The following is a 13,258-nucleotide window of genomic DNA, read 5'->3' as shown; positions in this document are numbered from 1 at the left end:
ATGACCTCTCTGTCTAAGCACGCCATGCAACCCAATAACGTACGTTTGTGCCAAGGTTGTGAATTGCCTGTCGACATCGTCGACTTACCCCATGGCAAAAATGCACACTGCCCTCGTTGTGGTACGCAATTATATCGCGGAGGTAGCCCTAGCCTCTCTGGTAATCTAGCCGTCGCGATAACCTGCATCCTACTATTTATTCCATCGCACTTTTTTAACTTTATTAGCATCCGACTCTTTGGTGTGATGATTCCGGCAACCCTACCTTCAGGGATGATCACATTGATGGAAGAAGGATTTGTTCTTCTTTCATTGCTCATTCTATTTTGTAGCTCTCTTGCGCCACTGACGGTTTGTGTTTCAGTGGTAACGGCGCATATTTCTTTACATCAACGATGGTTCCGTGGGCTTCGTATCTCACTGTGGCTAATTCAACATTTGAAGCATTGGGTTATGTTGGATGTGTTCTTAGTTAGCATCGCCATTTCCTGTTTTAAACTCCAAGATTATTCCGACATTTTCGTCGGTCCAGGGTTAATTGGTCTGGTTCTTTTGCAGATATTTACCGTTTTGTTAGTTTCAAGAATCAGCGTGCGTCGTTATTGGGAAGCTTGGAAGCCAGAAAGTTTATATGCTTTTGAGCATAAAGATGTGCATTGCCATGAATGCCACTTGTCCCAACCTGAAGGTGACCATTGCCAGCGTTGTCATCACGAGTTATATCATCGTAAGCCAAACTCCATTCAGAAAACATGGGCTTACCTCATCGCAGCAACGGTCGCCATCTTCCCTGCTAACCTGATCCCTATTTCCATCTTGCTTACCAATGGTAAGCGTTTGGAGGACACTATTTTTTCAGGCGTGGCTGGTTTGGTAAAAAGCGGCATGTATGGAATCGCTGCGATCATTTTTGTTGCCAGTATCGTTGTACCGGTGATTAAAATACTTGGGCTCGCCTACATCATGCTTTGCATCCAATTCAAACGTTCGGTGTTTAAGAGACAACGAATGATGGTTTACTTTGTTGTTAAATGGATCGGTAAATGGTCTGTGATGGATTTGTTTGTTATTTCTATCATGATGACGTTAGTCGATCGTGGTCAGATACTGGATTTCACACCAGGATATGGCGCGGTAGCATTTGGTGTTGTCGTTGTATTGACCATGCTTGCAGCAGAAAGTATTGATCCAAGGCTAATCTGGGACCAAACAAGCCCAAAACAATCAGAAAAAGAGTCAATGAATGAGTGATCAGAACAGTTCTCAAACGTCATACGTACCAGATGTAAAGCGGAGTAAAGGCATATCTCCTCTTTGGCTGTTGCCAATTTTGACCATGGTCTTAGCTGGCTGGCTTGTTGTGAAGTCGATACACGATGCAGGACAACGAGTGCAAATCTATTTTTCTGATGCCGCTGGTCTTGTCGCCGGCCGAACCACTATCCGTTACCAAGGATTAGAAGTCGGCATGGTAAGAGACATTAACCTCACCGAAGATCTCGGCAGTATTTATGTCGATGCTGATATCTATCCTGAAGCTGCAAAGTTACTGAACGATAAAACACGCTTTTGGTTAGTAAAACCAACAGCTAGCCTAACGGGAGTTTCCGGACTGGATGCGCTCGTCTCAGGTAACTACATCTCGATTCAACCCGGAGATGGTCAAGAGTTTGAGACAACATTCCATGCGTTAGACTCTGCCCCAACAGATTTACGCGTTTCTCAAGGTTTGAATATTAAGCTCAAAAGCCGTGATTTAGGTGGTGTATCGGTTGGCTCTCAAATTGTTTATAAGAAAATCCCAATCGGTGAAGTGTACAGTTACCAGCTAGATGAAGATGCAAAATCTATCACTATTCAAGCCAACATTCAGGATCAATACCGACATATCATTAACAACCGCAGTCGATTCTGGAACGTCAGTGGAATTGGTGCCAGCATCGGTTTTGAAGGTGTCGATGTAAGACTAGAAAGCATGAGTGCCTTACTAGGTGGCGCCATCGCCGTCGACTCTCCGGATGATGGTGAGCCTGTAGAAGAGAACACCGAGTTCCGTTTGTATAAAGATTTGAAAACTGCTGGTCGAGGCATCGCGGTTAAAATCGTCCTACCTGATGACAGCAAGATCAGCGGAGAAGGCGCTCCAATTATGTATCGCGGAATCGAAATTGGCCAAGTTACGGACTTGAGCCTTTCCGAAGGCCGAGAAGTGATATTGGCGTCAGCGGCAATTCAACCCGCTTTTAGTGACATGCTGACGACAGGTACTCGATTTGTTTTAGAAGAAGCAAAAGTGTCCCTTTCTGGTGTTGAAAACATTGCTAATTTAGTGCGAGGAAACTTCTTAACGATCGTGCCGGGCGCAGGTGAACGCTCTCGCCGCTTTACTGCCATTCGTAAAAACGTGTTTAACCAACAGCAAGAAAAGTCCATCGCGATTCGGTTGGTGTCCGACAATTCGTTTGGCCTAGATAGCGGTGCCAATGTACTTTATAAAGGCATCGTTGTTGGTTCAATCATCAAAGTGGGCCTAGTTAAGGAAGATAAAAAATCACAACACGAAGTATTTATGGATGTATTGATTGACCATGAATACAAACATCTGATCAAATCAAACAATCGTTTTTATGTAACCGGCAGTGCATCAGCAGAGTTAACTGAATCCGGGCTCAGCGTTACCGTTCCTCCAGCAAAGCAGTTGTTAACCGGGTCAATTAGTTTTGTGAGCGAAGGCAAGCAGGATATTCAAAAAGAGTATCAGCTGTTCCAAAATGAATCATTGGCTGAATTGGCGCAGTACAATCAAAGTGGCTCTAGGGCGCTAACACTATTTGCTTCTGAATTGCCGCCGATTTCCAAAGGCAGTCCTCTACTCTATCGTAATCTTCCAGTTGGTAACGTCTCCGATTTCCAACTAGTTGATGGCGGAGTACTAATTAAGGCTACCATCGAAAACCGCTTCGCTTATCTTGTAACGCCACAAACCGTTTTTTGGAATCGTTCAGGGATCGAGATAGATGCATCATTAGCCGGAGTTAGTGTAAAAGCGCACCCTTTAAAATCGTTAATCGAAGGTGGCATCGCTTTTGACTCCGTACCAGGCGTTGAAAACAAAATCGGAGAAAACTGGAAGCTGTATTCTGATCAAAAAACCGCTCGCAAGTTTGGGCGCGTCATTGCTTTAGAAACCGACGGTTCGCAAGAGATTGCTAAAGGAATGCCGATTGAATATCAAGGTGTTAAAGTTGGTGAAATCACTCTGGTTGTACCGAATTTTCGTCGTAACATGGTTGAAGTCACTGCAAGAATCCTACCTGAATACGTAGAAAACATTGCAGTTGAAGGTTCACATTTTTGGCTAACTGAACCAGAAATTGGTTTAGGTGGCGTTAAAAACCTCGGAGCGTTGGTGTCGAAATCCATCAGTGTTGAACCAGGTAAAGGTAAAGCCAAATTTGATTTTCAGTTAGAAAATAGTTCAGAACGCGTGCATGGAATCATGTTTACGTTACAAAGTGAACAAAGAGGCTCAGTACAAGTCGGTACCCCTATTCTTTACCGCCAGATGGAAGTTGGCCAAGTGACCGACGTAAGCCTAGGAGAATTTGCTGATCGCATCGTCACGACTATCAAAATACAGCCTGAATATGCTTACCTCGTTCGTCAAAACAGCGTGTTTTGGAATGTTTCAGGAGTAGATGTCTCCATCGGGCTTACTGGCGCGAACATCAAAGCAGGCACATTTGATAGTTTAGTTCGCGGAGGAATTGCGTTTTCAACGCCAGAGCAATCGACTATTCCACCAGCGGCAAAAAGTGGGCAATCTTTCTTTTTGTATCCACAAGCTGAAGAAGGTTGGACTCAATGGCGTACTGCGATTCCTAAGCCGTAGAATAAAGCTCAATTCACGTACAATTGAAGTTTGAGTACCTTAAAAGAGCAGCAATCGCTGCTCTTTTTTATTGCTCGGCCCTTGTCACTATTCGTTTCTGCTTCGCTTTCGTATATTATTTGCCACAAATTCTGCAAACGAGATCCCACATTGCATCCTAATGTTTACATCCCAGACGCGTTTCTGGAAAAAATCCAAACTATCCTTCCAGCTCACCTCAACATGGAAGACTTTATCGCATCGTGCCAAAAGCCACTGCGCAAGAGTATTCGAGTTAATACGTTGAAGATCAGCGTTGAAGCGTTTTTAGAACGAGCAGAAACAAAAGGCTGGAAGCTTTCTCCTGTGCCTTGGTGTGACACGGGGTTTTGGATTGAAGCGGACGAGTCAGTTGTACCATTAGGCAACACAGCAGAACACATGTCTGGCTTATTCTACATTCAAGAAGCCAGTTCGATGATGCCGGTATCTGCTCTGTTTATGAATGATGAATCTTACGATGCCGTGTTAGATACCGCAGCCGCTCCAGGCTCAAAAACCACTCAAATTGCAGCTTTAATGAACAACGAAGGTGTACTTGTGGCCAATGAATACGCCGCAAGTCGTGTAAAAGTACTGCACGCTAATGTGGAACGTTGTGGGGTACGTAACGCCGCACTAAGTAACTTCGATGGACGCGTTTTTGGCGGTTGGCTACCAGAACAATTTGATGCGGTTTTGCTCGACGCGCCTTGCTCTGGAGAAGGCACCGTTCGCAAAGACGAAGATGCGATGAAAAACTGGACGCAAGCTTCCGTACTCGACATCGCTGACACGCAGAAAGATCTTATTGAAAGCGCCTTCCATGCATTAAAGCCCGGTGGTGTGATGGTTTACTCAACATGTACGCTCAGTACAGAAGAAAACCAACAAGTTTGTCATCACTTGAAAGAAACCTTTGGGGATGCTGTAGAGTTTGAAAGCCTTGAGAACTTGTTTGAGAACGCGGAGGCAGCTCTAACTGAAGAAGGCTTTTTGCATATTTTCCCGCAGGTCTACGACTGTGAAGGGTTCTTTGTTGCAAGAATTCGCAAACTGGCTGCTGTTGAGGCGCCAGAAGTCAAAAAGCGCATGGGGAAATTCCCCTTTGCTAAAACTTCAAAAAAAGAATCGACAGAAATTGCTCAACAACTCCAAAGCGCGTTAGGTATTAAACTTCCAAATGACAGTTCTGTATGGCTTCGCGATAAAGATGTCTGGTTATTCCCTAATGCTTTAGAACCGATGATCGGCGAATTACGCTTCTCCCGTATGGGTATAAAGATCGCGGAAGCCCATAAAAATGGCTACCGTTGGCAACACCAAGTCGCGACTGCCCTGGCGACAGGTTCTGAAAGCAACGCCATTGAACTCAGTATTGAAGAAGCGCGCGAATGGTACATGGGGCGTGATGTTCGCCCACAAACCATTCTTGAGGGAATGAAAACAGGTAAAGGCGAAGTACTTGTCACCTATCAAGGCGCAGTTATTGGCCTTGGCAAGTGGGTAAGCAACCGAATAAAGAATGGTCTTCCTCGCGAATTAGTACGAGATAAGAACTTATTTTAAAGAAGTAGCGAATCATAAATAAATGAAAAGCCATCGTATTTGCGATGGCTTTTTAATTCGTAAGTATGAAAGCAACTGGGCTCGCTAGCGATCCGGATACGCTGTACTAAACTAGTTGTATCAAAGTAATGCTTTGATGTGGCATTTCTCTCTATGTTCACCAACAAAATTATTGTTGGACAAGTTTAGCGCAGGCTCTGCGGAGCCGTTTCCCCTAGGCCCAAAAAAAGGAAAAGTTTGGGCCGTTTTTTTGGCTGCAGATCCGCTATACGTGAGTTAGGACTACGCTAGACGAATACCGTCTTTCTCAATGACAATTTTACCCTGCTTGTATAAGCCACCGATGGTCTTTTTATAAGTCCCTTTACTTGTGCGGAAAGCATCAAAAATCGCTTCAGGAGACGACTTGTCATTCAAAGGCAAAAATCCGCCTTTCTTCTCTAGCAGGTCAAGGATCTTACTAGAAAGATCGTCCATTTTCGCCACACCAACTTTTTGTAGAGCAAGGTCGATTTTGCCATCTTCACGAATGTGCTTAATAAAGCCTTTCAGCTTTTTACCGATGTAAAGCTTACCAAAAACATCCGATGGGAAAATCATGCCCCAATGCTTACCGTTAACGATAGCTTTATAACCAAGTTGACTACGCTCTGCGATGATCAAATCAACTTGTTCGTTAACTTCATAATTCGCTGGAGTTTTATCTAACCATTTATTGAACTTAGTCGTACCAACAATGCGACCTGACGCTTTGTCGGTATAAACATACACTAAAATGGTTTGTCCGGCAGAGAAGCGAGTGCGTTGCTCACTAAAAGGAATCAGTAAGTCCTTTTCTTTGATGCCCCAATTTACAAAAGCACCTGTCGCATTCACACCCTCAATCTTCATTAAACCCCATTCACCCACTTGGGCAATTGGTCTTTCAATGGTCGCAGCAAGTTGGCTTTCTGAATCGAAGTACAGAAATACGTCTACATGCTCACCAATTTCAGTACCCTCTGGTACATACTTACTAGGTAGTAGAACAGAACCGTAATCATCGCCATCCAGAAATACGCCAAAATCAGCCTTTTTAATGACTTCTAAGCTGTTAATTTGACCAATTTTAATCATTGATTTTGTCTCTTTTTAAATTTACGTGGAATTATACCTAAACTAACAAGAAAATCAGAGAGAAAAGCATAGTGCTCTGTTATGCTGTTGTCGTTCAGCTATATGCCCCAGTCACTCTTTTAGCACTCTTATACTTATCTGCTCAACGGAACGCATAAGTTAAGAATGCTTTAGCAAAGTCAGGAGCTTTCTTTGGTCACCGTCGATAAACAAGACTCAATAACATTAAAAATCAGTCATGCACTCGCAAAGAGCAAAAGTGTCGACCTAGATATTTACTTTTTTATACCTGGTGAGCTTGGTTTAAACGCCGATATCATCAGTGAATCCGAATTTTATTACACCTCAATAACACAGCAACGATCTTATTACAGTACTGAAATCCTTCTTCCGCTAGTACACAGTCGACTTGCCAAACGTGGACGCCTGTCGAATCAGCAATACCGAGTAAGTTTGAGTTTGTTCGCTTACCAATACGTTATCGCGCTAGACAAAGCGGTAGCAAGTTTAAACAAACATGAGAACAACTCCGTAACGGAAGATGAAGTGGACGAAGTTATCGAGCTCACGCTTGAGATCTTAAAGCGCTTGCGGCGTTCTATTCCTTACGAAGAGAACTTAAAACGCTACTACGTTAACATCGATAACTATCTGTCTTGGTATACCGAGCAAAAGTTCCTGTCACTGGTGGCCCACCTACCACGTGAAGGCGACTATGGCACGATCAAGAAGCGCCTGATCACGCTATGTGAGAAAGAGCAAGCCCATCGTAAACTCAACAAATACAACTCATCAAGAGTCGTTGAAGACGTTACTCGCTTATCTAACAAAATGCGCTTGCTAAGGCGATTGATTGAACACCCTATCGTGCTTCGTGAAGAAACCATATCGATGGGTAACAACATCAAGCGTGCAATCAAAGGCATTGCAACCGGTTTAGTTATGGTTGTCGTGACCTCTACCGTGATTCTCGCTCGCGATTATCTGGGGGAAATTTCTGCCTCATTCATTATCGCGATGTCTTTTATTTACGCTTTACGAGAAATCTTTAAAGATGATTTACGCGATGCTATGTGGCGATGGATCCGTAAAGGCAAGCCAAAATGGCGTAAGAAGTATGTTGATCCAACGACGAAAAAAGTGGTTGGCAAAAAATTGGAGTGGCTCGATTATCGTACCTTAAGTAGCTTGCCGGATAAGATTCAAAGAATACGTAAAAAACGCGTCGTTCAACGTGAAGAGCAGATTCTTCATTATCACGAGAAAACCGAAATGGCGACCTCTCTTTTCTTGAGTGGTTACGAACAAACGAGAGAAACATTGAACATCAGTTTACGCCCTATCATCCGCTTGATGGATAAAAGCTCAAATCGAGTTTACCGTTTAAATGAAGGTCAAGTAACCAAAGAGTCAGTAGAGAAACGTCATTTGCTCAATGTGATTGTCAAAGAGGACAACCACACCGATGAGCCTGTTTATTACCGCTGGAAAGTGGTCTTAAATCGCTCCAAAATCGTCTCTATCGAGAAGATTGAACTCAATTAAGCCAACGCCTTTAAACAAACGAGCCACAAACCACTAGGCAGCCTCTTTTCTTTGTTGGGCTGCTTTTTTTATCGAAAGAGTAAGCGAGAATTCAGCCATTGGCTCGTCACCATGTAAGTTAGGACACAGCGCGACAATTTTTACGTCACGATTTACTCGTTCACCTGTTGCCAAGGTGTGCTCGAGCATCTCATCAATGACATGACCATCGTTACAAACAAAGTGCACATCGGCTTCCGGGCGCTTTAAAAACTCGGCTTTCACACCTTTAAATGCTAGCGAGATCGCTTCTCCCTTTTCTTGCGCTTTACTCATAGCAAGAAAACCACCAGCAACATCAGCGCCAACGGCTAAAGCGCCGAAATACATGCTATTCAGGTGGTTCTTCGTTCTTCTGCGCAATGGGATACGAACCTCAACATGCTTGCTATCTATCGCAATGATTTTAGGGTGGCAAAGCCAAATCAGCGGCACTTTCGAAAAGCCAAACAGATTTAGATACAAATTCGCACGACGTAGAGCTGATAACATTTTGGTCTCCTTACCAATCTAGTCAGACCAGTTAATCAACGAAAGAAATAGATGTCAAAGAAATGTTAACAAAAGCTCGATCTCACGAGTTATTTAACCCTCACAAAGTGACGGCGTCACCCGTAAGGTATGAAGTTTATCGCAGTTACTTAGATTACCTTACAGCGAGATAGATAAAATGGTTATAAATTCAAATGTATATATATATTGATTTAATGATCAAGTTTTGTCATTTATACATAAGTCATTTAAATGAATACCTACACCTTTGTATACAATTCGGTATTTCCTGGCGAAGATTCCCGTGAAACGGTTTATTCCTGCCTGTAATTCCGTTATCTTTACCCCTTCGCAATAGAGAATAAAGCTATAACATGCCTATAAAAACAGATGAATTGAGAACCCAGCCTTTGGGTCCAATGCCTACCCCAGCAGAGCTAGGTAGTGTACATCCTATTACGGATGACGTTGCAGACCGTATCGCTCAATCTCGTCGTCAGATTGAAAACATTTTATCGGGTGAAGACGATCGCCTTCTTGCGATTGTAGGTCCGTGTTCCGTTCACGACACTGAAGCTGCCATTGATTACGCCACTCGCCTGAGTGAAATCCAAGACAAGTACAAAGACGAACTGTTTATCGTGATGCGTACTTACTTTGAAAAGCCTCGTACAGTAGTTGGTTGGAAAGGTTTGATTACGGACCCTAACCTAGATGGTTCTTACGCACTTGAAGCTGGTCTTCATAAAGCTCGTAAACTACTACTGGATATCAACAAGCTTGGTCTTGCGACTGCTACTGAGTTTCTTGATATGATCACTGGTCAATACATCGCGGATTTGATCACTTGGGGCGCGATTGGTGCTCGCACAACGGAATCACAAATTCACCGTGAAATGGCGTCGGCACTATCTTGCCCAGTTGGTTTCAAAAATGGCACAAATGGCAACGTAAAAATTGCAATTGATGCAATTCGCGCATCGAAAGCATCGCATTACTTCTACTCGCCAGATAAGAACGGTCGAATGACGGTTTACCGCACAAGTGGCAACCCTTACGGTCATATTATTCTGCGCGGTGGAGAAAAAGGCCCTAACTTTGATGAAGCATCAGTCAAACAAGCATGTGATGCTTTAGCTGAGTTTGGATTGCCACAACGTTTGGTTGTGGATTTCAGCCATGCAAACTGTCAGAAGCAACACAGAAAACAAATCGACGTAGCTCAGGACATTTGTAACCAAATTAAGTCAGGCAGCACTCGTATTGCGGGTATCATGGCTGAAAGCTTTATTCTTGAAGGCAATCAGCCAATGACTGACATCAATAACCTAACGTATGGTCAGTCTATTACAGATCCATGCCTAGGTTGGGAAGACACTGCTACAATGCTAGATATGCTGGCAAGCGCTGTTAAGTCCCGAAAGTCCCTATAACAAAATAATCAAGGAATCTTCATGCCATCGTTTGATATTGTTTCTGAAATCGATACGGTTGAACTACGTAACGCCGTTGATAACGCTAACCGTGAATTGTCTACTCGTTTCGATTTCCGCAACGTAAATGCGAGCTTTGAGCTAGTAGAAGAAAACGTAAAAATGTCTGCGGAAGGTGACTTCCAACTTAAGCAAATGCGCGATATTTTACGCGGCCACTTAGCGAAGCGTAACATTGACGCGAACGCAATGGATGCACAAGACCCAGACGTTACTGGTAAAAACTGGCACCAAACTCTGCTTTTCCGCCAAGGTATTGATACTCCAACGGCGAAAAAAGTAGTGAAACTTATCAAAGACGCAAAGTTAAAAGTACAAGCCTCTATTCAAGGCGACAAAGTACGTGTTACTGGTAAGAAACGCGACGACCTGCAAGCGACAATGGCAGCGATTCGTGAAGCAGAGATGGGTATCCCATTCCAGTTTAACAACTTCCGTGATTAATCAATCTGAGAAGTAAATAAAAACGCCAGCGCATAATCCGCTGGCGTTTTTTATTGGCTTTAGTGTAACGAACTACGTATCCACTTTAGCATTTGGCATTGCTAGATAACTAAGTCCTGCCCTTGCAGCAATACGAATTCGCTCGTTCCTTGTGGTATGAACACGCAAATTCGAAGCTTTTCAGCTTTAGCCTTGGCCAGCATATCCGAAAGCTCAGCAGCGCTCGAGAAAGCTTCTCTTTCTGCATCTCTTCGTATTAGTTCTAACACATTCGCTTCACATCGAGTTGAGTACAGAGCCAGCTCCGCTTGTTGCATATAGCGTACGGCTTTTATTGGCAACATCTCAACATCTTTCCCAACATGAACCCAAGTACAACTTCCCTTTTCATCTAAAGGTGTTGCCATGGTCGCTTGGTAAATTGCTTCTAACTCTCGATTATCTCGTGCGTTTTCAACCTCGGGATTCGAGAAGAATTGCTCCCAAAACTTACGGCGTAAATCGACGCTAGGCAATGCCTCTTTAATTGAGTTTCGCTTTGAGTTAGCAAAATCCGCCATCAACCCCATGTTTTGTGGCAGTATCGATTCAAGTTTTTCACGGATGTTTCGAATTAAAACTGGCGAAGCTCCACCACTAGAGATAGCGATTTGGATGCGGCCACGATTAATCATAGACGGCGTGATGAAATCACAATAAGGCTTATCATCCACAACGTTAACCAAGATGCCTAGCTCTTTGGCATCTTTGTACACTTGGTGATTTAGCTCAGGATTGTCTGTCGTCGCCCACACTTGAACAAAGCTTTTAGTGACAATGTCACTCGAATAGAAACGTTGTACCCAGCGCAGTTGATGCTCAGAAGCAAGCTTAGACAGAAAATCAACCAACGTCGGAGAAACGATAGTCACATCCGCCCCAGCCTTTAGCAACGCTTCCACCTTTCGGCTTGCCACCTCACCGCCACCCACGACGAGAACGGGTTTATTAATTAAATCTAAGAACAGAGGAAAATATCGCATTTCAATCCATGATTACTCTAATTAGCTGTTGTAGACCATGCTACCAAAAATGGGGCAAGCTCATCACCCTGTTTCGGTATCACAAATAATTTTTGTTTGAATTTTTACTAAACTTCACCTTGCTCAGCTAATGACAGTTTTAATAACAACTTTTTATTCTTTTGTATTGTTCACTCTTCTATTGATTGTTCTGATGCACCAAATTGTCCATGAATTGCACTATTTACAAACAATTAACATTTCGTCATTCTAAATCTCAAGGCACTTTGTAAGTTCTCTCAAAACTTCATTTAAATTATATATTTGAGAATTAACAGATCCTTTCCTACGCTTATAACTGGTTGATCTATCGAATGCCGTTTCTTCGAAAATCAATCACGTAGGACGATAACTCTAACGAATTGGACACGTTATTTCAGGTCACTCCTGATTAAACATGGATCATACAGGAAGGATACAAATGGCAAATAAACTCACAGTTCTTGCTTCCGTCGTAGCGGCTTCTACTGCGATGATGGCAACATCAGCTCAAGCAGCAGACACTACTCTGGACAAAGTCACAAAACAAGGCTTTCTTACTTGTGGCGTAAGTACCGGTCTACCTGGTTTCTCTAACCCTAACTCAAAAGGCGAATGGGAAGGTATCGACGTAGAATATTGCCAAGCACTGGCTGCAGCCGTTCTTGGGGATAAAACGAAAGTTAAATATGTACCCCTAACCGCAAAAGAACGTTTCACTGCGCTTCAATCTGGTGAGATTGATGTGCTTTCCCGTAACACGACCTGGACTCTCCACCGTGACACTGCACTGGGCCTAAACTTCGTAGGTGTGAACTACTACGACGGTCAAGGCTTTATGGTGAAGAAGGAACTTGGTATATCAAGTGCTAAAGAGCTTGATGGTGCGTCGGTATGTGTTCAATCAGGTACAACAACCGAGCTAAACCTTGCAGATTATTTCCGCAACCAAGGCATGGCGTACAAACCAGTGGTATTCGACACAGCTGCGCAAACTTCGAAAGGTTTTGATGCGGGACGCTGTGACGTATTAACAACTGACCAATCTGGCCTTTATGCACTGCGTTTGAATTTGAAAGATCCGTCCTCTGCGGCCGTTCTTCCAGAAATCATCTCTAAAGAGCCACTAGGTCCAGTCGTTCGTCAAGGCGATGATCAATGGTTTAACATCGCTAAGTGGACATTGTCTGCGATGATTAACGCTGAAGAATACGGTATTAGTTCGAAGAATGCGGATGAAATGCTGAAGTCAACAGATCCAAACATCAAACGTATCCTCGGTGTTGATGGCCCTAAAGGCAAAGGTTTGGGTATTCGTGACGATTGGGGCTACCAAGTTATCAAACAAGTTGGTAATTATGGTGAAAGCTTCGAACGTACAGTCGGTGCTGGTTCGCCGTTAGAAATCTCTCGTGGCGTTAATGCGCTATGGAATGCAGGCGGCTTTATGTACGCGCCACCAATCCGATAGAAAGAGTTAATCAGGGCGGTTCATGCCGCCCTTTTTCTTGATTATATCTCACTGTATGAGTAAGGATCGCTCATTGGATGGCGAAAAGCGCTCGCTTGGTGGAACGGCTTTAAAGGTTCGTACGTCACCAGACATGGAG

10 protein-coding genes are annotated in these 13,258 nt (G+C 43.6%); 7 read left to right on the top strand and 3 right to left on the bottom strand.

Going from position 1 to position 13,258, the window contains the following annotated elements:
- The 3 genes from R7Z47_RS19475 (at position 1) to rsmF (ending at position 5,479) form a co-directional block, all read left to right on the top strand.
- Complete coding sequence (locus R7Z47_RS19475) at positions 1-1,251, top strand: paraquat-inducible protein A (RefSeq protein WP_005377429.1); 1,251 nt, start codon at positions 1-3, stop codon at positions 1,249-1,251.
- A complete protein-coding gene (locus R7Z47_RS19470) occupies positions 1,244-3,892 on the top strand; it encodes an MlaD family protein (protein ID WP_017634276.1) in 2,649 nt (882 codons plus the stop codon). Before R7Z47_RS19475 ends, R7Z47_RS19470 begins: the two co-directional genes overlap by 8 nt.
- 150 nt (positions 3,893-4,042) lie before the next feature.
- A complete protein-coding gene (gene rsmF / locus R7Z47_RS19465; protein WP_213903945.1) occupies positions 4,043-5,479 on the top strand; it encodes a 16S rRNA (cytosine(1407)-C(5))-methyltransferase RsmF in 1,437 nt (478 codons plus the stop codon).
- A 282-nt stretch (positions 5,480-5,761) separates the two neighbouring features.
- On the opposite strand, the gene R7Z47_RS19460 is transcribed toward rsmF, so the two are convergent.
- The gene (locus R7Z47_RS19460; protein WP_017633794.1) at positions 5,762-6,595 is read right to left on the bottom strand and encodes a S1 RNA-binding domain-containing protein; all 834 of its coding nucleotides are present in this window, start codon (positions 6,593-6,595) and stop codon (positions 5,762-5,764) included.
- Positions 6,596-6,787: 192 nt separating this feature from the next.
- On the opposite strand from R7Z47_RS19460, the gene R7Z47_RS19455 reads away from it, so the two are divergent.
- Complete coding sequence (locus tag R7Z47_RS19455) at positions 6,788-8,140, top strand: hypothetical protein (protein ID WP_005377421.1); 1,353 nt, start codon at positions 6,788-6,790, stop codon at positions 8,138-8,140.
- 33 nt (positions 8,141-8,173) lie between these two features.
- Here the strand turns inward: R7Z47_RS19455 and R7Z47_RS19450 are convergent, their stop codons facing one another.
- Positions 8,174-8,671, bottom strand: coding sequence for a DUF4442 domain-containing protein (locus R7Z47_RS19450; protein WP_005377418.1), 498 nt, complete (start codon positions 8,669-8,671; stop codon positions 8,174-8,176).
- A 374-nt stretch (positions 8,672-9,045) separates the two neighbouring features.
- Between R7Z47_RS19450 and R7Z47_RS19445 the strand changes: the two genes are divergently transcribed.
- Together R7Z47_RS19445 and R7Z47_RS19440 are read left to right on the top strand one after the other, a co-directional pair.
- The gene (locus R7Z47_RS19445; protein ID WP_005390197.1) at positions 9,046-10,104 is read left to right on the top strand and encodes a 3-deoxy-7-phosphoheptulonate synthase; all 1,059 of its coding nucleotides are present in this window, start codon (positions 9,046-9,048) and stop codon (positions 10,102-10,104) included.
- Between the two features lie 21 nt (positions 10,105-10,125).
- Complete coding sequence (locus tag R7Z47_RS19440; RefSeq protein WP_005377415.1) at positions 10,126-10,608, top strand: YajQ family cyclic di-GMP-binding protein; 483 nt, start codon at positions 10,126-10,128, stop codon at positions 10,606-10,608.
- A gap of 101 nt (positions 10,609-10,709) precedes the next feature.
- On the opposite strand, the gene R7Z47_RS19435 is transcribed toward R7Z47_RS19440, so the two are convergent.
- Positions 10,710-11,630, bottom strand: a complete 921-nt coding sequence (locus R7Z47_RS19435; RefSeq protein WP_005390199.1) for a bifunctional precorrin-2 dehydrogenase/sirohydrochlorin ferrochelatase — start codon at positions 11,628-11,630, stop codon at positions 10,710-10,712.
- 460 nt (positions 11,631-12,090) lie between these two features.
- On the opposite strand from R7Z47_RS19435, the gene R7Z47_RS19430 reads away from it, so the two are divergent.
- A complete protein-coding gene (locus R7Z47_RS19430) occupies positions 12,091-13,119 on the top strand; it encodes an amino acid ABC transporter substrate-binding protein (RefSeq protein WP_206959242.1) in 1,029 nt (342 codons plus the stop codon).
- Positions 13,120-13,258 lie beyond the last annotated feature (139 nt).

The organism is Vibrio sp. 1641 (assembly GCF_033339995.1).
Classification (GTDB): Bacteria; Pseudomonadota; Gammaproteobacteria; order Enterobacterales; family Vibrionaceae; genus Vibrio; species Vibrio alginolyticus.
The sequence above is the reverse complement of the archived record's forward strand: the minus strand, read 5'-3'. Positions and strand labels throughout refer to the sequence as shown.